This window comes from Niveispirillum lacus, from assembly GCF_002251795.1.
GTDB classification, from domain to species: domain Bacteria; phylum Pseudomonadota; class Alphaproteobacteria; order Azospirillales; family Azospirillaceae; genus Niveispirillum; species Niveispirillum lacus.
Genome location: NZ_NOXU01000028.1, coordinates 15,799 through 37,358, shown reverse-complemented (window position 1 = coordinate 37,358; position 21,560 = coordinate 15,799). Strand labels below are relative to the sequence as shown.

General features: G+C 62.7%; 19 protein-coding genes. 9 read left to right on the top strand and 10 right to left on the bottom strand.

Features of this window, described 5'->3' with window-relative positions:
* Window positions 1-23: 23 nt before the first annotated feature.
* The 3 genes from pyp to CHU95_RS10715 all read right to left on the bottom strand — a co-directional run bounded on the left by pyp (window position 24) and on the right by CHU95_RS10715 (window position 4,445).
* Complete coding sequence (gene pyp / locus CHU95_RS10725) at window positions 24-413, bottom strand: photoactive yellow protein (protein WP_094456343.1); 390 nt, start codon at window positions 411-413, stop codon at window positions 24-26.
* 120 nt (window positions 414-533) lie between these two features.
* On the bottom strand, window positions 534-2,912 hold the full coding sequence (locus CHU95_RS10720) for a YbcC family protein (protein WP_094456342.1): 2,379 nt from the start codon (window positions 2,910-2,912) through the stop codon (window positions 534-536).
* 15 nt (window positions 2,913-2,927) lie between these two features.
* The gene (locus CHU95_RS10715) at window positions 2,928-4,445 is read right to left on the bottom strand and encodes a proton-conducting transporter transmembrane domain-containing protein (RefSeq protein WP_094456341.1); all 1,518 of its coding nucleotides are present in this window, start codon (window positions 4,443-4,445) and stop codon (window positions 2,928-2,930) included.
* Window positions 4,446-4,548: 103 nt separating this feature from the next.
* On the opposite strand from CHU95_RS10715, the gene CHU95_RS10710 reads away from it, so the two are divergent.
* Window positions 4,549-5,427, top strand: coding sequence for a LysR family transcriptional regulator (locus CHU95_RS10710; RefSeq protein ID WP_094456340.1), 879 nt, complete (start codon window positions 4,549-4,551; stop codon window positions 5,425-5,427).
* A 58-nt stretch (window positions 5,428-5,485) separates the two neighbouring features.
* Entirely contained in the window at window positions 5,486-6,529 is a 1,044-nt protein-coding gene (locus CHU95_RS10705; protein WP_165772117.1) for an EAL domain-containing protein, read from the top strand.
* Window positions 6,530-6,616: 87 nt separating this feature from the next.
* Here CHU95_RS10705 and CHU95_RS10700 read toward each other — a convergent pair whose 3' ends face one another.
* Window positions 6,617-6,976: a hypothetical protein gene (locus tag CHU95_RS10700; RefSeq protein WP_094456338.1), complete on the bottom strand. Its 360-nt coding sequence runs from the start codon at window positions 6,974-6,976 to the stop codon at window positions 6,617-6,619.
* A 593-nt stretch (window positions 6,977-7,569) separates the two neighbouring features.
* Here CHU95_RS10700 and CHU95_RS10695 point away from each other — a divergent pair.
* Entirely contained in the window at window positions 7,570-9,162 is a 1,593-nt protein-coding gene (locus CHU95_RS10695; protein ID WP_094456337.1) for a sodium:solute symporter, read from the top strand.
* Window positions 9,163-9,218: 56 nt separating this feature from the next.
* Here the strand turns inward: CHU95_RS10695 and CHU95_RS10690 are convergent, their stop codons facing one another.
* The gene (locus CHU95_RS10690; RefSeq protein WP_207762443.1) at window positions 9,219-10,229 is read right to left on the bottom strand and encodes a LacI family DNA-binding transcriptional regulator; all 1,011 of its coding nucleotides are present in this window, start codon (window positions 10,227-10,229) and stop codon (window positions 9,219-9,221) included.
* Between the two features lie 133 nt (window positions 10,230-10,362).
* Here CHU95_RS10690 and CHU95_RS10685 point away from each other — a divergent pair, with 133 nt between their 5' ends.
* Window positions 10,363-11,463, top strand: coding sequence for a DNA alkylation repair protein (locus CHU95_RS10685; protein WP_094456477.1), 1,101 nt, complete (start codon window positions 10,363-10,365; stop codon window positions 11,461-11,463).
* Between the two features lie 9 nt (window positions 11,464-11,472).
* Here CHU95_RS10685 and CHU95_RS10680 read toward each other — a convergent pair whose 3' ends face one another.
* From CHU95_RS10680 to CHU95_RS10660, 5 genes are all read right to left on the bottom strand, one after another.
* Window positions 11,473-12,411, bottom strand: coding sequence for a 2-hydroxyacid dehydrogenase (locus CHU95_RS10680; RefSeq protein WP_094456336.1), 939 nt, complete (start codon window positions 12,409-12,411; stop codon window positions 11,473-11,475).
* 94 nt (window positions 12,412-12,505) lie between these two features.
* Entirely contained in the window at window positions 12,506-13,186 is a 681-nt protein-coding gene (locus CHU95_RS10675; protein WP_094456335.1) for a sulfite exporter TauE/SafE family protein, read from the bottom strand.
* Between the two features lie 201 nt (window positions 13,187-13,387).
* Window positions 13,388-14,242, bottom strand: coding sequence for a C40 family peptidase (locus CHU95_RS10670; protein ID WP_094456334.1), 855 nt, complete (start codon window positions 14,240-14,242; stop codon window positions 13,388-13,390).
* The gene (locus tag CHU95_RS10665; protein ID WP_094456476.1) at window positions 14,239-14,685 is read right to left on the bottom strand and encodes a MarR family transcriptional regulator; all 447 of its coding nucleotides are present in this window, start codon (window positions 14,683-14,685) and stop codon (window positions 14,239-14,241) included. Before CHU95_RS10665 ends, CHU95_RS10670 begins: the two co-directional genes overlap by 4 nt.
* A gap of 117 nt (window positions 14,686-14,802) precedes the next feature.
* On the bottom strand, window positions 14,803-16,188 hold the full coding sequence (locus tag CHU95_RS10660) for a leucyl aminopeptidase family protein (protein ID WP_094456333.1): 1,386 nt from the start codon (window positions 16,186-16,188) through the stop codon (window positions 14,803-14,805).
* Here CHU95_RS10660 and CHU95_RS10655 point away from each other — a divergent pair.
* The 5 genes from CHU95_RS10655 (at window position 16,177) to CHU95_RS10635 (ending at window position 21,442) form a co-directional block, all read left to right on the top strand.
* Window positions 16,177-16,992, top strand: a complete 816-nt coding sequence (locus CHU95_RS10655) for a glutathione S-transferase family protein (protein ID WP_342744721.1) — start codon at window positions 16,177-16,179, stop codon at window positions 16,990-16,992. The genes CHU95_RS10660 and CHU95_RS10655 overlap by 12 nt on opposite strands.
* 184 nt (window positions 16,993-17,176) lie before the next feature.
* Window positions 17,177-18,445, top strand: a complete 1,269-nt coding sequence (locus tag CHU95_RS10650) for an RDD family protein (RefSeq protein WP_094456332.1) — start codon at window positions 17,177-17,179, stop codon at window positions 18,443-18,445.
* An 86-nt stretch (window positions 18,446-18,531) separates the two neighbouring features.
* Window positions 18,532-19,203 (top strand): DUF4339 domain-containing protein, encoded by a 672-nt coding sequence (locus CHU95_RS10645; RefSeq protein WP_094456331.1) that lies wholly within the window; start codon window positions 18,532-18,534, stop codon window positions 19,201-19,203.
* 45 nt (window positions 19,204-19,248) lie between these two features.
* The gene (locus CHU95_RS10640; RefSeq protein WP_094456330.1) at window positions 19,249-20,148 is read left to right on the top strand and encodes a DMT family transporter; all 900 of its coding nucleotides are present in this window, start codon (window positions 19,249-19,251) and stop codon (window positions 20,146-20,148) included.
* A gap of 124 nt (window positions 20,149-20,272) precedes the next feature.
* A complete protein-coding gene (locus tag CHU95_RS10635; RefSeq protein ID WP_094456329.1) occupies window positions 20,273-21,442 on the top strand; it encodes an amino acid aminotransferase in 1,170 nt (389 codons plus the stop codon).
* Window positions 21,443-21,560: the final 118 nt, after the last annotated feature.

Below are 21,560 nucleotides of genomic sequence, written 5' to 3'. Positions count from 1 at the left end.
GGGGAGAACAGGCCGTCAAACGGTCAAAGACGCTTCACAAACACCCAGTAGGTGTCACCAATCAGCGCCTTCTTCATGTGAACCTTCACCTTGGTGGGCTTCATATTATAGTCGAATGTGTATTCGATCATGGTGTTCAGATTGCCCGCCTTCACGCCATCGTCGAAGGCGCCCTTAAAAACCGGGGTATTGGTGCAGGGTGCGACCTCGGTGAAAAAATTCTTGCCGGCCACAGCCTTGGGATCACGTCCAGTAATGGCCCCCTCTGCTGCGTTATACTGAAGAATACGACCAGAATCGTCCAACTGTACCGCACCGAAGGCAAGGCCATCGATCTGTTCAGGGGACATGTTCGACATGACATTTTCAATATCGGCCTTGCCGAACTCAACCACTTGAAAATCGGTTACCATGACGCACGGTTCCTCTTGATGGGATATATCGGGTTGCCAGTAAGAAAACTTAGATTTGTTCTAATGTGTTTCGGGAGCCCATTTCGTCAATAGCTTTTTCGGCAAAATACGCAACCGCAGCTAAGCTGCATGGGATTGCAGCCCCTTGGCCCAGCCGCGACCGGGTGACCAGCGCGCCGCCACGCGGCCACTTTCCAAAGCGAAAAGCGACAGCCAGCCATTATCGAACAGGGCGCGGACCTGCGGATGGCGATCCAGAATGTCGGTGATGGCCTGTTGTGGAGCCTCCACCATCACCGAAAGACGCAGCGGCGCGTGCGCCAGCGCCTGTCCATCATGCACGGCCTGCCAGGGCAGGCCGGCGCGCAGACGACCACCATTGCCCTCAACCACGCCGATCCCGGCGGTCACATTGTGGATCAGCTTGTCACCACCGCCAAATAGCGACGGCGCCACCGCTGAACCGTAATATTGCAGGCTGATCCAGCTTGCCACCACAACCGGGGCCGTCAGGATAAGTTCCAAGGTGCCGAACCCTGCATCGCCGCGCCAGTCATAGGAATGCAGGAAAGCCCGACCTTGCAGGTTACTGGCGGCGGTCACGGCACGAGGGCCCGCAATGAAGGCTGCGCAGCCGGCAAGGCCCCATTCAGGCCGCACCTCTGCCCAGTTGCGGGCACGCGCCACCAGGCTGGCCGCCGATGCACCGGGCAGACGCGATGCCCGCTCCACCCGCACCTGCTGGGCCGCGCGGTCGAGGAAAGCCCGTGCCTCGGCAATGTCCCGCTCATGGCTGCGGCGCGGCGTGTCGTTAAACAGGGTGACATTGTCGGTCACCGTGTCATGCAGACCGGCGAGGAACAAGGTGTCGGCCGGCAGGTCGATACCATGGTCCGCCAGACCGGCACGGGCTTCCGCATCATTCAGCAAGGCTGCCAGCAGCCGGGCCGAGACATCACCCTTATGGCCGCCGCAAGCCCCGCAATGATATGCGCTTTCATGCGGGTTGTTGGTGACATTGGCGCCATGGCCCAGCAACAGCACCAGCCGCCCATGGCCACTGGTCAAGGACATGGCTTTGAGAACCGCAGCGGCTGTGGCCACCTTGTCCGCCGCCGACAGGCCGGGAGTGAGGACCGGCGGCTTGTCGATGGTATGGCTGTGGCCCAGGCCCAGCGCATCCTTCAGCAATTTGGCACCATAGAAGGGGCCCGCCGCCTCGACAAAGGCGAACGAGGAGACAGCGGCCTGACGAAACCGGCCAAAGGCCCGCACAGCCCTGGCGGTGATGCGCTTTCTCGTATCAATGGCTGGAACGGTGCAACTGTGCGAGTGCAAACGTGGGGTCAGCAGCACCGGCAGGCGTGCTTCCACCAGATCTGACGCCGTGGCCCGATGGGCAACCGGCAGCCCGAAAAAGCCAGCAAACCCGATGGTCGCGATGCCGGGGTCCAGGCTTTCCAGGGCCCGGCGGAACGGCTCCGACCGCACATCGATGCAGAAAGCCACCTGCAAACGGGGACGCTGCACGGGGGTGTGACTGTCGATGCCGGGAAGCAGGGACACCAAGGCACGCTGATGCGCCAGCTCGGCTGCGTGCTGTAAGATACAATCCACCACGATCGCTGCATCCGGCGCCACTGGCATCTGGTGGGCCGCCCGGATCGTTGCCCATTCACCGGCCAGTTCGGGCAGATGCGCCAACAACGCCTCTTCCCAGACCATGCGGATGGCCAGCAGATCGGCAAGCGTGGCATCGCCGGTACCCGCCAGTTCCGCCTGCCAGAGCAGCCAGCGCGCATGCTGGGCCCACCCACCCAGGTCAACCAGGAGACGATGGAACAGCGTTTCAGCCCCCTTTCCCTCAACCCCCAGCGCCTGAGCCGCGCGCAGCAGGGCGCGCTCTGGGGTGTCCGGACAGGTGGCGACATGGCGGCAGAAACCGGACAAGCCGGCGAGTTCCGGTGTCAGATCATGGGTCGCCCATTCCCGCCAAGCGGCAAAGGCATCGGCTCCTGGCGCCGGGGTCCACAGCGCCTGCCCGCGGTCAAAATAGCCCGCCGCCCAAAGTCCAATGCAGCGGGCGATGATGGTTGGCCAGTCAGTACCGGTGGCGCGTGCTGCCAGATCGGCCACGGTCGGCAGCGCTTCGGGCTGGGGCGTGTCGAGATGCATGGCGGCCTTCAACTGGATCAGGTCCGCCGGCCGGGCCGGGTGGGTGCTGGCCTCCAGGGCGGCGGCCAGATCGGCATCCGTGATGTCCCCTCTGGTGACCATCGCCGCATAGTCCGACCGTTCCCGTGTCAGGCGCACGCCACCGACACGCGCCAGACGCGCGGCGGCATGGGCCAGATCTTCCCCCGTCTGTCCCAGGAACGGGTTCACGGCAACAGTGGCTTCCAGCGGAAAGGCCGGCGGAACAGCGCGCAGCGCCTCGTTTGCCGCCGTAAACATCGCCATGGTGGCGGTCGGGGCGATGGAGGGCAGGTTCTTGAACATGGGGGCAACTCCCTGTCAGATGCGGAACCCGCCGATCAGGCGGTCAAAGGCGGCGTTAAGGTAAAAACCGTTGGCAACATGCACCCGCAGGCCAGCGGCTGCCGGGTGATGGGCCCAATGGGGGAAGAGTGCCTGGGCCACGGCCACGATACCGAAGGAGGTGACGGTCAGCGCGAGCAGCGCCCATTCCAGGGCACCAGCAACCGGCACCGAGGGCAAGGCGGCCCCGACCAACCCGGCAACCAGCGCCTGGAAGCCGAAATAGGCCAGTGTGGCGCCAGCCGAGGCCAGCAAGGTCCGCCGGGTCAAGGCACGCGGGGCGGCATCGGCAAGGCCCTGGGCCACCAGATACGCGACACCGAACACCAGGATGGCTCCCAGCGCCAGGGCCTGCGGCGATTTTGGCCCCCAGACCAGGATGAAGCAGAAGGCGACTGCGGCATAGAGCGCCAGAGCAAGCAGAAAGGCCCGCAGCACAGCCGCCGGTCCGGGCGTGGCCACCGGTCCTGGACGCCGCACCGCCTGGACCGCCGCAACAGCGCCGCCCGAGGACAGGAAAGCGTGGGCCTTGTAGAGCGAGTGAGCCAGAATGTGCAGGAGCGCCAATGGCCAGAGGCCCAAACCGCATTGCAGCAGCATAAAGCCCATCTGAGCAACCGTGGACCAGGCCAAGGCCGTCTTCACCGCACTTTGGGTCAGCATGACCAAGGCGCCGAACAGGGACGTAAGGCCACCCAGCAGCACCAGCGCTGCCATGGCGACAGGACTGGCCTGGACCAACCAAGCAAAGGTAATCAGCAGCACACCGCCACCGTTAATGATGCCGGCATGGAGCAGGGCCGACACGGGGGTTGGCGCCTCCATCACTTCTGTCAGCCAGCCATGCAGCGGAAAAGCCGCTGTTTTCAGCAGCGCTGCCAGAACAATGAAGGACACAGCCGCCGGGGCCAGGGCCGGCAGGGGCGCCGTCCGCGCGGCTTCATTGATGGCGGCAATATCCGCCGTTCCAAAGCTGGCCCAGAGCAAACCCGCCGCCGCCAGCAAAGCCAGGTCACCAGCACCCCAGACCCGGCTGAACTTTGCCGCCGCCCGCCGAGCCGCAGGCCGCTCGTCATAGAATAGCAGCAATTGCCGCAGAACCAGGCCGACCGATGCAAAGGCCGCGACCAGCAACCACAGGCTTCCTGCCTGTACCAGCAGCAAGACCAGTGCCAGGGCAGACAACATCAGCCCGTGAAAACGGCCTTCACGATCGGCCCCGTCCAGATAGGTGCGGCTGTAGCGCATAACGATCCAGCCGATGAAAGCCACCAGACAGGTCATCACCGTGCTGACAATGTCCGCGCGCAGCCAACCACCCGTCACCGGGCCGTCCAGGGCAAAATCCACGGCGCCGGCGCAGCAGAAGGCAAGGGCGATCAGGGTAGCGATCTCAGCCACTACAGGGATGGGTTTGGGGCGGCGGCCAGGGCGCAGGAAGGCAGCAGCCGCCACGACCGCCAATGCGGCCGGTGCCAGGCTCGACAAGATCATCGACCTCTCCGGGGTGGGAATGCCCGTTGGAAATACCCCTTGACGCACTTCCAGAAAATTACATCTTTTGCGCATAAACATTCTATTTTATGGAACAAATGCCATGGCCATCCTGAATCTGCATCATTTGCGGCTGTTCCGGGCTGTGGCACGGGATGGAACCCTGACAGGTGCGGCCCGCAACCTGAACCTGTCACCGTCGGCCTTGTCGACGCAGTTGCGCACGCTTGAGGATAGTCTGGGCCATGATCTGTTTGAACGGCAGGGACGCGGTTTGCTGCTGACCGAGGCCGGGCGTATCGCGCTGGACCATGCAGAAGCTATCTTCCGCACGGCCGAGGACCTGACCGCGACCCTGCGCAATGCCGGCGGCGCGCAGCGGACGCTGCGGGTTGGCGCATTGGCCACCCTGTCGCGCAATTTCCAGATCGGATTCCTCAGGCCCCTGCTGGGACGCACCGATGTCGAAATTGTCCTGCGCTCCGGTTCGCAGGCGGAATTGCTGCGTGGCCTGGATAGTCTTGCCCTGGATGTTGTGCTGACCAATCTGGCGCCGCCACGGGATGCCGCCAGCCCCTATCTGATCCATCAACTGGATGAACAACCGGTCAGCCTGATCGCGAGTCCCGCACGCACCGGTGAGGGCGCCGTGACATTGGACCAGTTGCTGACCAAACATCCCCTGATCCTGCCGACACCCGAAACAGCGTTGCGCGCGGCGTTCGATGCCTTGGTGGCCCGGTTGGGCCTGTCGGTGCGTATCGTGGCGGAGGTTGATGACATGGCGATGATCCGTCTGCTGGTGCGTGAGGATGCGGGGTTGGCAGTCATCCCGGCCATTGTCGTTCGCGATGAATTGGTGGCCGGTACACTGGTGGAAGCTGTCCGCCTGCCGGGTATGGCGGAGAGTTTTCTGGCCGTGACGCTGGACCGCCGTTTCCCCAATCCCCTGCTGGGTGACCTGATCACAGGCCATGCATAAGCAGGCCTTGATATTGGTTCAGCAGGGCCCAGTTCACTACCATCCAAGGAGGAAACCCATGCACTGCCCCGAATGTGAACGGATAAAGGCGCTTGTTCATCCGGCCAACCGCCTGCTGCTGTCCCCGCCCACCAGTCACACGCGGCAGAAACTTCTGGATATTGCAACGCGTCGCCACCTTACTGTCATCCCGGTCGATGATCCCGCGTGCCTGGATATCCGTCTGTCACGGGCCGACATGGACCCGTTCCTGACTGAAACCAACGGTGCCCTGTCGCAGGAAGAGACCGATCACTGCCGCGCCCTGCTGCTGGATGGCGACAAGGAACCATCCCTGTCGGATTACCTGTCAACACGCACGCTGCGTTGGTTGATAGCGGCGGTGAAGGGGCAATGGCTGGTCACCATGTTGGAGAATGACCGCCTGTTTTCCATGCTGCAGCCGATCTGCCGTCCCGATGGCAGTATCTTTGGCTACGAGGCTTTGCTGCGCGGACGGGAGGCCGATGGCGATATCGTTTCCGCCGGTTCGCTTCTGTCCGTGGCCGCAGAAACACAATTGATGTTCACCCTCGACCTTGCCGCGCGGCGGGAGGCGATTAAGGCCTTTGCCAAGAAACGGGCCAATGGTGCCAAGCTATTCGTTAACTTCAACCCGTCCAGCATCTATGATCCTGCCTATTGCCTGCGGACCACGCAAACCTTCGTCCGGGAACTGGGCCTGACCCCCGCCGATATCGTGTTTGAGGTGACAGAAACCGCAGAAGTGAAGGATCAGGCCCATCTGCGCGGTATCCTGGCCTTTTATCGCCAATCCGGTTTCCGCGTGGCACTGGATGATATCGGGGCAGGTTTCTCCGGCCTCAACATGCTGCAGGAACTGCGACCCGATTATGTAAAAATTGACATGGCCCTGATCCGCGGTATCGATCAGGACCATTATAAACAGAGCATCGTGCGCCATCTGGTCGGCATCGCCGGGGAGACGGGCGCCCGTATTGTGGCAGAAGGCATCGAAACTGAGGCCGAACGGGGCTGGGTGCGTGAGGCCGGTGCCGATCTTCTGCAAGGCTATCTGCTAGGCCGTCCCGCGCCAGTTTAAGAGCGAGCCGCCCAGGGTGGTCGCGGGTGACGCTACCTTGTCATGTCGATCGCAAACCAGGCGCTGTTACTACCGGAACCTGCCGATTTATTGCCGATCTGATGATTGCTGTCGGCTTCGGACGGTTTCACAGGCAGTGAGATAGCCTGTCCGCGCTACGGCAAGGTTCTTGTACATCTCCCTGTCCGTCAGGTCTTCTTCCTCCAAAGTCAACAGCAGTTTAGCGGCCTTTGTCAGCAGGTCCCGATAACCGCCATGGGCGGCGGCATGCTCCTGCGCGCCGACGAGGGCGGCGTTGACGGCCACAGCCCAGGCATCCAATGTTGTCCCAACGGCCACCCAATTGACCGGCAGTTGCTTGCCAGCTTTGTCACACGCCAACCCGTAAGCAACGAGATAGGCTAGCCGGCGTGCCATCATGGTCTGATAGGGTGCAGCACCGGTCATGGCCGTCGCTCTATAAGATTCAGCCGCGATGTTGTATTCCGCCCTCACCAACGTCGCGTACTCATCGACAGTGGCCCGATCGGCCGGACTGTCGCCACGGTGCTGATCGAATGTAACGTCAACAACACGTTGAATAAGAGATGCGGTCTGGTCAGGGACCGCTGGCGTCTCATGCCTTTGACGCCGGTACAGGGGCGAAAGCGGCCTGCTGTCCCGCAGCTGTGTCGGTTGGAACGCGGCGTGGGGCGACGCTGATGCAAACAGGCCGCTAACCCGCCTTTGCCAAGCCGACCAGGTTTCCTGTTGCCGTACCGGACGCGCCAGATACTCGCCCCTATCCCCAGAGCACCCTCTGAATTGTCCAGAATTTTTAGTATTATATTTTTTAGTGTGGCGCCATTGCGAACTGTCACGGTCGGTTTGTCCCCGCAGCTTCGAACCGACGCGCCCGCGATCCACTGAGCGTCTTAACAAAATGAGAGCGTTTCGTCGTTATGCAATCGTTTGCAAACCGGTGAAAGCCAGCGTATGATCCAAGCCAACAACGGGCGGAATCCATCGCCCTATCAGTCCATCCGGGGAGGACAGGTGTCATGCCGCAGGGGTTAGGCCAGCTATCAGGGCTGGATGCTGGGATTATCGGGCTTTACCTGGTCGCTATCGTGGCGTTGGGGCTCTATGCGTCGCGCCAGTCGACCACGGCCACAGATTATTTCCTGGCCGCGCGCAGTTCCACTTGGCCGACGATCGGCCTGGCCCTTCTGGCCTCCAATATCTCCTCCACCACCCTGATCGGTCTGGCGGGCGCGGCGTATGCATCGGGAATCGCCGTCTATAACTATGAATGGATGGCCAGCGTCGTACTGGTCTTTTTCTGCCTGTTCCTGCTGCCGGTGATCCTGCGGTCGCAGGTCTATACAATGCCGGAATTTCTGGAACGTCGCTTTGATGGCTCGATCCGACTTTATTTCTCCGGCCTGACCATCTTCCTGAACATCGTTGTGGACACGGCCGGCACCTTGTTCGGTGGGGCGCTGATGTTCAAACTGATCTTCCCCGATGTACCTCTGTGGCAGATCGCTGCCCTGCTGGCATTGGCGGCTGGTGCCTATACGGCGGCCGGTGGGTTGAAGGCTGTGCTGGTCACGGAGGTCGTCCAGGCCGTGATTTTGTGCGGGGCTTCGGTCTTCGTGGCCGTCTTCGCCTTTGAAAAGGCCGGCGGCTGGGATGCGGTGATGGCCGGGGTTGACGCACAGAAGATGAGCCTGATCCGCCCTGCCAGTGATGAGACCCTGCCCTGGACGGGCCTGATCACCGGGGTGCCGCTGATCGGCCTGTATTTCTGGTGTACCAACCAGTTCATGGTGCAGCGGGTTTTGTCGGCCAAGGATCTGAACCATGGCCGCTGGGGCAGCCTGTTCGCAGGCCTGCTGAAGTTACCGGTCCTGTTCTTGATGGTCCTGCCGGGCAGTGCCGCCATCCTGATTTATCCCAACCTGGAACGCCCAGATCTGGTTTATCCGACGCTGATTTTCGACCTGCTGCCCGTGGGCATCATCGGTATCGTTGTGGCGGGGTTCCTGGCGGCGATCATGTCGTCCATCGCCAGCACATTCAATTCTGCCTCCACCCTGGTCACCATGGATTTTGTCCGCCGGTTCAATCCGAACGTGTCGCAGGCGTCACTGGTGCGGATCGGGCGCATCACGACCCTGTGCTTCATGGTGCTGTCGGTGGCCTGGGTGCCAGTTGTGGAGAACCTGACCGACACGCTTTGGCAATATCTGCAGGCAGTCCTGGCCTATGCCGTGCCGCCGGTGGTGGCCCTCTTCCTGGCCGGCATCTTCTGGCGCCGAGCCAATGTGGCAGGCGCACGGGCCGGCGTGCTGGTCGGTCTGGTGGCGGGTGGTTATCTGTTTCATGGCGTGCAGGTTTCGGGCAGCATTCACCTGCATTTCCTGCTGGCGGCCACGCTGCTGTTCGCCCTGTCGCTGGCCGCTGTCATCATCGCCAGTCTGGTGACCGCCCCGCCGGACCGTGTCAAAACCGAAACCCTGATGTGGACCCGCGCCGACTTCGACGCGGAAACCCGTTCCCTGAAGGGCCAGCCGCTGTGGCAGAATTACCGGGTGCAGGCGGGGGCGCTGCTGGCCCTGACCGCGATCATCGTCTGGCTGTTCCGGTGACATCATGGGGCTTCCGGTTCGCCGGAGGCCCCATCGCTGGCAAACGCAGAAGGTTCTTAACGACCGCAGGATTTACGAATGACAAGTTCGGCGGGCATGGTGGCAGAGGGTGTGTCCTCCTCCTCCATCCGGCGGAACAGCAGGTCGATCATCACCTTCGCGCCGCGTGCCAGATCCTGCCGGACGCTGGTCAGCGGCGGGTTGACATAAGCGGCGATGGTGATGTCGTCGAAACCCACGACCGCCACATCCTCCGGCACCCGCAGACCGGCGGCTGTCAGGGCTTTGATCGCGGCGATCGCGATGACGTCCGATACGGCAAAGATCGCATCGAACGTTGTCCCTGCCTCAATCAGGCCACGAACCGTGTCATAGGCTGTATCAACGGTGAAATGTGCGGGCGCCGACAGAGCCGGATCCTCTGCGATACCGGCAGCGGCCACTGCGCGACGATAACCTTCAAAACGCAGGCCCACCTCCGGCAGATTGGGCACACCCAGAAAGGCGATGCGCCGACGGCCCTGGCGGATCAGATGTTCAACTGCCATACGGGCGCCGCCAATATTGTCCGACCCGACAGAGCAGTAAAGCTGATTGGGCAGATGCGCGCCCCATACCACCAGCGGCAGATAATCGCGCGCTGCCGCATTTAATGCCGCATGTTGGTCGGACTGTCCGATTACAATCAGCCCGTCAGCCTTGCGAGACTGTATCAGACGATCAAGCCATCCGGCTTCCGGCTTGGCCACCTTTGTCAGCAGGACATTAAAGTCACGGGCCGTGATTTCGTCAGCCAGCCGACCGAACAGTTCGATAAAGAATGGGTCGGAGATTAACTGTCCCACCTCATGCCCCAGCGGGATCACCACACCGATCGTCCGGGTCTTTTTCAGGCGTAGATTGCGGGCCTGTTCATTAATGACATAGCCATGTTCGCGCGCCAGGGCCAGGATTTCCTGCCGCTTGGGCTCTGGCACCAGCGGGCTGCCGGCCAAGGCACGGGAGACGGTGGAAACCGAGACACCGGCCATGCGGGCGATATCGGACATCTTGATGATGGGCGCCATGCCTGGACATTCTTATCGCTGCGTTGCCGGCAGCCTAACAGATCACCCAAGCCGCTGCTACAAGACCGGCATCAGTCCGTTCCTCAATGCGACGGGATATGTTGTCGGCATGGCATCCGGTATGATGTGCGTCATGAACGATATTGGTCAGACCCCGCTGCTGAAAGACCTGCTTGGCCCTGCGGCCCTGGCGCGTATTGCCCAGGCAGGGGAACAGTCATCCCCGCATTTCGATCCCATACGATTCCACGGCGCGCTGGGCGACGAATTCGCACAACTGTCGATCATGGAACGGGTGGGGCGCATCGGTGACGCGTTGCATGCCGCCCTGCCCCTGCCCTATGAGCAGGCGGTGGCCGTCGTTTGCCAAATGGGGCGGGCTGTGGACCAGGGGTTTCAGGGCATCAGCCTGTCGGCCTATGTCGCCCGTCACGGGCTGGAGCATCCGGAACGTTCGTTGACAGCCCTGGCCGACCTGACCCGGTTCGGATCGTCGGAATTTGCCGTGCGCCCATTCCTGATCCGCCATCCGGATGTTGCCCTGTCATATCTACGCCGCTTCGCTGACGATAAGGACGACCATGTGCGGCGGCTGGCCAGTGAGGGCACGCGCCCACGGTTGCCCTGGGCCGCCCGTATCCCGGCGCTGACTGACGATCCAGCGCTGGCCGCACCGATTTTGGAACGGCTCAAGGCAGATATCAGCCCCTATGTGCGCAAATCGGTTGCCAACCATCTGAATGACATCACCTACCGGCATCCCGATTGGGCGCTGACGCTGATGGAAGGCTGGCAAGGGGGAGCAGCCCCCACGGCCTGGATCATCCGCCATGCGCTGCGCAGCCTGATCAAGGCCGGGCATCCACGTGCGCTGGCCCTGGTTGGGGCTGCCGACCGGGTGTGCATCGCGGTCGCCGCGTTCCAGGTGGCCCCCACGGTGCTGCGGTTGGGCGACCGGCTTTGCATCGGAGTGGAGATTGTCTCTACTGGTCAGCAGGATCAACGGCTGGTGGTCGATTATCGGCTCCACTATGCCCGGCCGGGCGGCAAGGCCGCGGGCAAAGTATTCAAACTGAAAAATGTGGACCTTCCCCCTGGCCGACGGGTCAAGCTGGAGATCAGCCAGGTAATCCGCGATTTCAGCACCCGGCGTCATTATCCGGGCCGCCACCGTGTGGAACTGATCATCAACGGCGCGGTCTGGGCGGAAGGTGACTTCACCTTGCTGACGTAAAAGGGGCGATCAGTAACCGCGCGCCCGATCCACGACATGGAGCAGTGCCTCACCGCGCCGGTGCCGGTCGATATTGGCAGCAACGATCCGCGACGCTGTGGCGGGGTGGGTCAGCGCGGCGGCATGAGGCACAATCGTGATCTGCGGATGGGTCCAGAAAGGATGGGAAGCGGGTAGCGGTTCCACCGTGAACACATCCAGCGTCGCCCCTGCCAGTTGACCATCATCCAGCAGCGGGATCAGGTCATCCTCCACCAGATGCCCGCCACGCGCGGCATTGATCAGGTACGCCCCGCGCGGCAGGATGGACAGGGTTTCGCGGTTGAGGATGCCACGCGTCTGGCCGGTCAGTGGCAACAGACAGACCAGGATATCGGTGCGGGCCAGAAATGGCTGCAACTCCGTCGGTCCGACATAGGTTGCCACATTGGGCAAATCCTTGGCTGTGCGAGCCCACCCCGCCACATTGAAACCGAAACCGGTGAGCGCCTGGGCGCAGGCTGCCCCCAACTCGCCCAAGCCCAGAATGCCGATGCGACGCTCTGAGGGCAAACGTTGCGGCAACTGTTTCCACAGGCCGGCTTTCTGCTGTGCTGCGTAGTCGGGCATCGAACGGTGATAATGCAGGACCTGCATCACCACAAACTCCACCATGCCTGTAACCAGCGTCGGATCGACCATGCGGATCAGCGGAAGATGAGAGGGCAGACTGGGATCGGTCAGCACATGTTCGACGCCCGCGCCCAGGGAGAAAATCACCTGAAGATTGGGCAGGTCTGACAGGATGCCCGGCGGCTGTTTCCACACAAACGCATACTCAATCTCCGCCTTGTCGCCGGTATCGGGCCATAGACGGATATCAATGCCGGGGCAGGCCGCCGCCAGGGCCGTGACCCAGCCTTTCTGATCAACCGTGGGGCAGGCATAGAGCAGAACAGGGGGCTTCATGACGCGACCTCGGCAGAACTTCGGCTGAAAAAGATGACCTGTTGATAGAACAGGGCAACCGGTTTTGTCTTCACCGGCGAAACATCACGACCATTCAGGCACAAAGGGCCTGAATGGTCGTGGCCGGGATCAGCAAGGATAGCGGCGCCAACACCAGAAAACACACGCCAACCACCCGGCGCAGAGAGGCCCGCCGTGACCAGGACAGTAGCCGCGAATATCCGAAGGCCGCCAGAGTTACCGCCGGCAGGGTGCCTAGCCCGAATCCCGCCATGACCAGCATCCCCTGCCTTGCCCCACCCGCCAGCGTGGCATAAAACAGGCCGGCATAGACCATGCCACAGGGCAGAAAACCCCAGAGAATGCCGGCCAGCGGGCCTGCCACGAGACCCCGACGGCGCAACATCTCCAGGCCAGCACCAATCGGCCCCAGCACCCGGTCGAACAGGGCCAGGGAAGGCGCCAAGCCGGTCAAGGACAGGCCAATCCATCCGAGTGTCACGGCCGCAGCCCATTGCAGCACGCCGTAAGCCGCACGCTGATCAAACAGCCCGTAAAGCCCGGCCCCCAGGCCGCCCAGCACGGCTCCGGCCAGCATATAGGCCACCACCCGCCCAAGTTGGACCGAGAGCAGGGCTATCGCCTGGCGACGGTGGTCACCGGGCGGAGCCATAGCCATGACCAGGGTGCCAGCAATCCCGCCGCACATCGCCGCGCAATGCAACGCGCTGGCCAATCCCAGCAGAAAACCGCCGATGAAATTGATCTGTTCCATGTCCGGTACCACTATGTAAGGCAGGCATCCTGCCTTTTCGTGGCGCCTGTCGCCTTGCGTTGGATCAATCAAATCATCATTCGGTCGGCGATTGATCGGCGGCCGGCACCCTGAATTCGCGGACGCGGCCATCCTGACCCTTGGTCGTCCGGTCCGGTTTACCGGCCCTGACCATGGCAAAGCAGCGGATCATCCAGCAAGTTACACCAGCCGCTTCACGGCATTGATCGCCTTGTCCCCCGCCCGTGCGACCACGGCGGCCAGTGGTTCGGCCAAAACCTGCATATGGAACGCATTGGCGTGCAGTATAGTGACAGCGTCGGTCATGATACCGACATGGCCGGGTAAAAACACAAGATCGCCCCGCTGAAATGACAGGCCCGCACCGTCTGATGAAACAAGGGTGCCGATGGCGGCGGCCTGCTGATCGCTGTCCCGCGGGCAATGGATACCCGCTGCCAGCAGCGCAATCTGCACCAGGCCCGAGCAATCAATGCCAATACTGGTACGCCCGCCCCACAGATAGGGGGTGCCCGCAAACCGTTCCGCGACGGCCACAAAATCCGGCGCATCCAAAGCGATGGGGGCAAGATGACGGGCATGGACCCAGCCACCGCCGTCAATTTGCCGCCATTCGCCCTGATCACCGGTCACGACCAGACGGGCCCCCATGGACAGCACATCCAGGAAAGGCAGTTTCAGATCGGGTTCCGGCTGCACAAAGGTGCGCAGCGCCGACACTTTATGCGTCGGCACAGTCAGATCGGCCTCCAGCGCCTCAACCCGCAGCCAACCGACATACCCGTCGGTGCCATTTTGGCCCCAAGCCCAGCCATCGCGTTCATCCAGTACCGTGAACGCCTCCCCGAACAGCAGTTCGGTGGATTGCCGTGCCTCGAACGACGGTTCCTCCTTCATGGCAGCAAAGCCACTGCGGATCTGACAGGGTACGCCGTCGATAAACCGGGCGGCATTCACGCGGCCACGCAGATAGGCGGCAGCAAGGTCATCCCGATAAGGATGCACACGGGGGTCAAGCTTTTCAGTGTCGGTCATGCCGATGGGGCCAAGGTTTCCGTTCGGGCGCCGTCCACCATCACGGGGGGCACAACGCCACTGACATCAAGGACGGGCTCAGCAACGGCTGCGCCTTCGTCGCTGACCGGAGGAGCCTTTTCCGCGTCAATCACCATCTGACCGAATTCGGTCAAAAAGACGGACCCTTTCACAGTCCGCTGGACCAACACGTTACGGCGATCCTCCTGATCGCGCTTGCGCTTGATGTAGCCCAACCGGCCCAGCCGGTCCAGCGCGCGTGTAATCGCGGGCTTCGATACATTCAAGGTGGTCGCCAGCCCCCTGACCGTATGCGGTGGGGGGGTCAGAAAGACAGTCAGCAGCAGTGATAGTTGCCGCGCCGACAGGTCGGGCCCGTCTTTGCGCACACTGGCCACCAGTGCCCGTCGCCAAAGTTGCAGCGCCTCTAGGTTACGTGACATGCCCCGCCCCCCGAACCCGCGTCCCATACCCTGGACTCTGCGACAGCCGCAGTCGGATATGAGACGCGAGTTTGCCGAAGATCAGCCCTGTCGGCAAGCGTGGACTGCCAAGGATTGTTACTGTTTCGAACCAAAACGTGTGGCAACGACCTCAAACATGGCGCGTAACGTCATGGCTTCGCCGCCTTCGGGACGTCCGGGGCGGTTTGATTGGTTCCAGGAAAACAGGTCGACATGGGCCCAAACCGTGTCCTTGGACACAAACTGCTCCAGATAAAGGGCGGCAGTTATAGCGCCGGCCATGCCGCCGCCGGGCGCGTTGTTCAGATCGGCGATCTTGCTGTCCAGTTGCGCACGATAGCCCTGCCAGAGCGGCAGACGCCAGAGCGGATCATCCTTGGCAATCCCGGCGGCCAGGATTTCCGCAGCCAGACCGTCATTGTTGGAGAACAGCGCCGGCAGATCGGGCCCCAGCGCCACGCGCGCGGCACCGGTGAGCGTGGCAAAGTCCAACAGCAGGGCTGGCTTTTCGCTGTCCGCTTCAGCCAACGCATCGCAGAGGATCAGGCGGCCTTCGGCATCGGTATTGCCGATCTCCACCGTCAGCCCCTTGCGGGTGGGAAGAATGTCCATGGGCCGGAAGGCATTGCCAGCAATGGCGTTTTCTACCGCCGGCACCAGCACGCGCAGGCGCACCGGCAGGTTGGCCGCCATGATCATCCGCGCCAGACCCAGCGCATGGGCCGCCCCGCCCATGTCCTTCTTCATCAGCAGCATGCCGGCTGATGGCTTGATATCCAGGCCCCCGGTGTCAAAACACACGCCCTTGCCGACCAGCGTCACCAGGGGGTTGGAGGCTTCACCCCAGCGCAGTTCGATCAGACGCGGGGCCCGTGCGGCTGCACGACCCACGGCATGGATCATGGGATAGTTCTGGGTCAGCAGATCATCGCCGACGATGGCGGTGAAGGTTGCGCCAAACTCCGCCGCCAACTGCTCTGCGGCGTCAGCAAGGTGCGCCGGACCCATATCCTCACACGGGGTGTTCACCAGATCGCGAACCATGAAGGCCGCTTTGGCAAAACGCACAACAGCGGCGCCATCGGCGTTGGCCGGCAGAACCAGACTGGCGAATTCCTTGTTGGACCGTTTATAGCGGGTGAACTGATAGGTCGCCAGAACCCAGCCGGTGGCGACCGCCGTTGCCGTCTCCGCGTCCAGGTCAGCGTCAATCACATAAGAACCGGCAGGCAGGCTGCCGGGCAGGCCGGCCAGCGACCAAATATCGAGCCGGTCCGCCACACCGACCAGGACACGCGCGATCTGTCCCTCGGTGCCCGGCAGGATGGCGGTGGCGCCGGGGGCCGCCTTGAAGCCAAGGCGCTTCACCCAGGCAGCCTCGGCCGGGTTGGCCCCCGCTGTCCAGGTGTCCAGTCCAGCCTTGGTCAGCAACGTCAGGCGTACCGTATCGGCGGTGGGAGCGGTCAGGAGATGGTCGATCACGAAATCTCGTCCTCGGCTGTAGCGGTCGTGCAGGGTGCCGCGATTGTCCCCAGCCCAAGTTGGGGATTTGCGGTCTTTCACCAACAGCCCTACTCTCCCGTTCTTCTCTCCGCAACGGTGAAGCAGAGCCGATCCATGCCCGACGCCAACGCTATGCCCCTGACCCTGGTCCTCGGTAACAAGGCCTATTCATCCTGGTCCTTGCGCCCCTGGCTGGCCTTGCGCCAAGCCGGTGCCGATTTCGCGGAGATCGTGGTGCCATTACGGGAACCGGACACCAAGGCTACCCTGCTGTCGCATGCGCCCAGCGGCAAGGCGCCATCCCTGCGCCATGGCGATCTGGTGATCTGGGACAGCCTGGCCATCTGCGAATATGTGAACGAGCTGTTTCCGGCAGCACAACTCTGGCCCGCCGCCGCCGGGGTGCGGGCGGTGGCCCGGTCAGTGGCCGCAGAAATGCACTCAGGCTTCCCCGACCTGCGCAAAAACCTGTTCATGGATCTGCGCAGCCGGTACGACCGCCCAGACCGGGTAGCGGCCGCCCAGACCGATATTGACCGTGTTCTGGCCATCTGGACCGATTGCCGGGCCCGATTCGGGACGGACGGCCCGTTTCTTTTCGGTGACTTCACCATCGCCGACGCCATGTTCGCCCCTGTGGCCACCCGGTTCCGCACCTGGAACGTGCCCGTCGATCCGGTATCAGCCGCTTATATCGACGCGATTTATGCTTTAGCCCCGATGCAGGCGTGGCTGGCCGCTGCCCAGGCTGAGCCCTGGGTGATCCAGTTCGAAGGCATGTGACCGGCACCGGGTGGATTTCAGCCAACCAATAGCGTCCACCCTACCCTTGCCGCGGGCCAGTGTGTGCGGTGACGCGATGGGTCCCAGGCCATGGAGCATGGTATACCGGATGACAAACACAACCCGTTGACGAGAAACGGCCTTGGCGCCACCATCACCCGTATAAAGGGTATGGGGTAAGGGCATGACAGCGCAGTGGTGGTACCTGCACAAGGGTCAGGTCATGGGCCCAACCGGGGCCTTTCATCTGACCGCCATGCTGCGCAATGGGACACTCTGGCCCGCCGACTGGGTCTGGTCACCCGACCCCCAGCGAATGCAAAGCTGGCGCCGGATAGCGGATATCAACGCGCTGCTGCTGCATTGCCGGCCCGATTTAAGGATGGACGGGGCGGAGGACACGCGGCCCCCGCTGCCGGTCCCTGATCCGGACGCCCCCCGCCCGGCCCACCCCGTCAGGCGCCTGCTGGCGCAGGGTGTTGATCAGTTGTTTGGCAACATGGTGGCCAGCCTCCTGGTCACGGCAGCGGGTCTTCATCAAAGCGAACTGACATTGGGCAGCCGCGCCGACACGTTTATTACTACTTTCAGCTTTATCTTCTTTGCCCTTCTCCTCCAGGCGTTTCAGCTCGCTTTTTTCGGAACAACGCCGGGCAAGCGCCTGTTGGGCCTGCGGGTCGAGCGGGCGGATGGTACCCGTCCCGGCCTGGGTACCATGCTGCGCCGTCAGCTTCGATTATGGGTACTGGGTCTGGGGTTCGGCCTGCACCTGCTCGCCCCCTTTACCATGGCCATGGCCTATCGCCGATTGGTCCAGGGCCAGAGGACGGTATGGGATGAACCGGAAAGTCTTAATGTTGTGCAGGTGAGTGCTGGCTTTGTCCGCCACCCGCTTGCATTTCTGGTCTATTCGGCGACCATTTCCGTGTTCATCAACCTTCCCAACGGCCTGCACGCGCTGACCCCGTCTGTCAGTCAGGTCACGATAACCCCCCCGCCGAAACACGCGCCGCCGATACCCACCCTGTCACGCTGGACCAACCCGGTTACCGGCAAGGAAGAGCGACTGGTTACAGGCTGGAGGCTGACGACGCAGGTGCTGAGTTCCGGCGGTACGGCCTATGTGTTCTGGAAGGCAGATCGGGCCGGCCGCGGTATGATCTACCGAACCTATGCCACACAGCCCTTCGCCGTCATTGCGACGGCGGCCCTAACGGCGGCCGGACAGCCGGTACCAACGGCGTTGCCAGAATTGACGCCCGATCACCCTGTCTGCATCGCCTTTGATGAGCGGATCGACACAGACGACGGCCCGCAGACAAAGACCACACGGCTGTGCGGCTTTGCCTCGGGCGAGGTCTGGCACATTTACGGCTGGTGGCCCGAACAGGATGCGGCGGAACAATCACGGGTGCAGGCCCTGCTGGACGGGTTGGAGCGAACCCTATGGTAGGAACGGCACACGCCCAGGGTGGGCGATTGCTGTGGGAATTTTGGTCAGGCTGACCAGCAGAATGGGGATCAGCCAGGGGGAGATGGATGGAAAGCTGGTGGTACGCCCAGGATGGCAAGGCCTATGGCCCGATACAGGTATCCGATCTGCGCTATATGCTCGAAATGGGCGATCTGAATGCCGGGCATTGGCTATGGGCACCGGGGATGACCGGCTGGGCACAGGCCGGCAGCGTCGCGGCCTTCGCCGATCAATTGCATGCTGCCCGTCTCAGCCTTCATGCCTGCGATACGGGATCGTCCCCTGCCGAACTTCCCAACACAGAAAATCCCCGGCTGGCACGACCATGTAGCCGATTCTGGGCGCAGGCCCTTGATTATCAGTTGCTCAAGGCCGCAGTCACGCTGCTGCTGGCAGTGGCCGGCTATCGGCTGGAACATGATGGCCTGCGTCTGCGTCATCAGGACGGAACCCAACCGTCCCTGCATTGTCTTATCCACAGACAGAAGCTTCTCTGGAAACTGGGTTTCGCCTTCGGCATCCCCCCTGCCGTTTGCTTCACAATGCTGGACAATAAGTTGCTGCTTGAACGTGCGCGGCCCGTTCCGTGGGACGATCAGACTGGCATGAATGTCTATCAGTCGCGGCCCAGCATCGGCCGACAATGGCTCTGCGCCCTACTGATTATGCTCCTGATCGTCGCTCCGCAGGCCCTGGCATCGCACCTGCTGGGCAAACCGCTCAGCCTTTATCTCTGATCGGACGCTTGGCAACGTCCAGATGTCGGCCTATAGCCGCTGACCATGCCCCATCGCCCGTCTCTCTTCTCCTGGTTCCTGCTGTTGGCCGCCTCGCCCCTGCTGTTCGGGTCGAACGTGCTGACCGCGCGGTTTGTGGCGGGGGAGATACCGGCGGTTTCCATGGCCTTCTGGCGCTGGACCCTGGCGCTGCTGATCCTGGCCCCCTTCATCCGTCACGAACTGATCGCTGGCTGGCCCGAAATGCGACGTGACTGGCGTGGGTTCCTGCTGCTGGGGGCGCTGGGCATGGGTATCTGCGGCGCGCCTGTCTATTTGGCAGGACAGACCACGACGGCCACCAATATCAGCCTGATCTATGCGTCGGCCCCGGTGCTGATTGTGCTCTATGGCCGCCTGTTCTGGCGGGAGAGGGTCAGCGCCGTACAGGCTGCCGGCGTGGCGGTCAGCTTGGCTGGTGTTCTCACTGTCATCGCCAAGGGTAACCCGATAGCCCTGCTGCATCTGCATTTCACGGCGGGCGATCTCTGGATCGTGCTGGCCGCCAATGGCTGGGCCTTTTATTCCCTCATGCTGCGCCATCGTGCATCCGGTCTCACACCGTTTGCCCGCTTCTCCGGCATCTGTGCCGGTGGGGTCATGGCCATGCTGCCCTTTTATGGGCTGGAAATGGGTATGGGACAGGTGGCCGATGCATCCTGGCGCACCATCGCCACCTTGCTGTTCCTGGCGCTGGTGCCAGGCCTGGCCTCTTACCTTGTCTATGGGCGGCTGGTCACGGTCTTCGGGCCGGGGCGGGCGGGTATGACCCTCTATCTCACCCCACTGTATAACGCCGCCCTGGCGGCCTTGCTGTTGGGGGAGCGGCTGGCGGGGTACCATCTGGTCGGTATGGCCCTGGTCCTACCGGGCATCTGGCTGGCCACACGCAAGCCGGCGCAATAATTTGTCACCGTAACCATGGTTTCTCGGCACAACCGCCCCGGATCATCCGCACTTCGCACAGTAATTGCGCAAGCGAAAGCCTATCCTGTGCTCACTGATTTTCCCCCGCCCACCCGAGGTTCCAATGTCCTTTTTTCAGCCGCTGGCCCAGCAGCCCGCCGACGCCCTTCTGGCCCTGATCGGCATGTTCCGCAACGATCCCCGTCCGGGCAAGATCGACCTGGGCGTGGGCGTTTTCCGTGACGATGCCGGCCATACCCCCGTTATGCGCGCGGTCAAGGCGGCGGAACGTAAGCTGTGGGAAAGCCAGGACAGCAAGTCCTATCTGGGGCCGGAGGGCAATGTTGCCTTTGCCCGCCATATGGCGCGTCTGGCCTTGGGCGATGTCGACCTGGGTGGTCGTCTGACGGGCGTACAGACACCCGGGGGCACCGGCGCCCTGCGCCTGGGCGCGGAACTGATCGCGGCCAGCCGGCCCGGCGTCACCGTCTGGGTCGGCACGCCCACTTGGCCCAACCATCCGCCCATCCTGGCCGCCGCCGGCCTGAAGGCCCAGAGCTACAAACATTTCGACCCGGCCAGCCAGACCCTGACCTTCGATAGTGTCATGGACGCGCTGAACCGGGCGCAGGCGGGGGATGTCGCGCTACTGCATGGCTGCTGCCATAACCCGACCGGCGCGGATTTCAGCCTGGAACAGTGGCGGGTGATCGCCGACACCCTGTCATCGCGCGGTATCCTGCCTTTCCTGGATCTGGCCTATCAGGGTCTGGGCTTAGGCATGGAACAGGATGCGGCCGGTGTGCGTATGGTGATGGATGCCTGCCCGGAAGCGGTCCTGGCCTATTCCTGCGACAAGAATTTTGGCGTCTACCGCGACCGTGTCGGCGCCTTGTTCGTGCAGACGGGCAGCGCCGCCGACACTGATCGCGTGTCCTCCAACATGCTGGCGCTGGCCCGCGCCAACTGGTCCATGCCGCCTGACCATGGCGGTGCTGTCATCGCCACCCTGATGGACGACGCTGCCCTGGTCGCTGACTGGACGCTTGAACTGAATACGATGCGCGACCGGCTGCTGGGCATCCGCGCCGCCCTGGCCGCCCATGGTGGCGTGCTGGGCCGGGTGGATCAGCAGCGGGGCATGTTCTCCCTCCTGCCGCTGTCGCCCGACGTGGTGAAGCGTCTGCGCGAGGACCATGCCGTTTATATGGCCGGTTCCGGCCGGATTAATGTGGCAGGCCTGTCGGTCGAGACAGCGGGCCGGTTTGCGGCAGCACTCAACGCCTGCCTCTGACACGCCAATCTGGGTTGCGCGGGAGGCCTGCCAACGGGTTTGACACGGCCCCCGCCATCCACTATACCCCCCACCATTCCTGGGAAGGCGGGCGCCGGTCATTTTGGCGCCCCGTCCC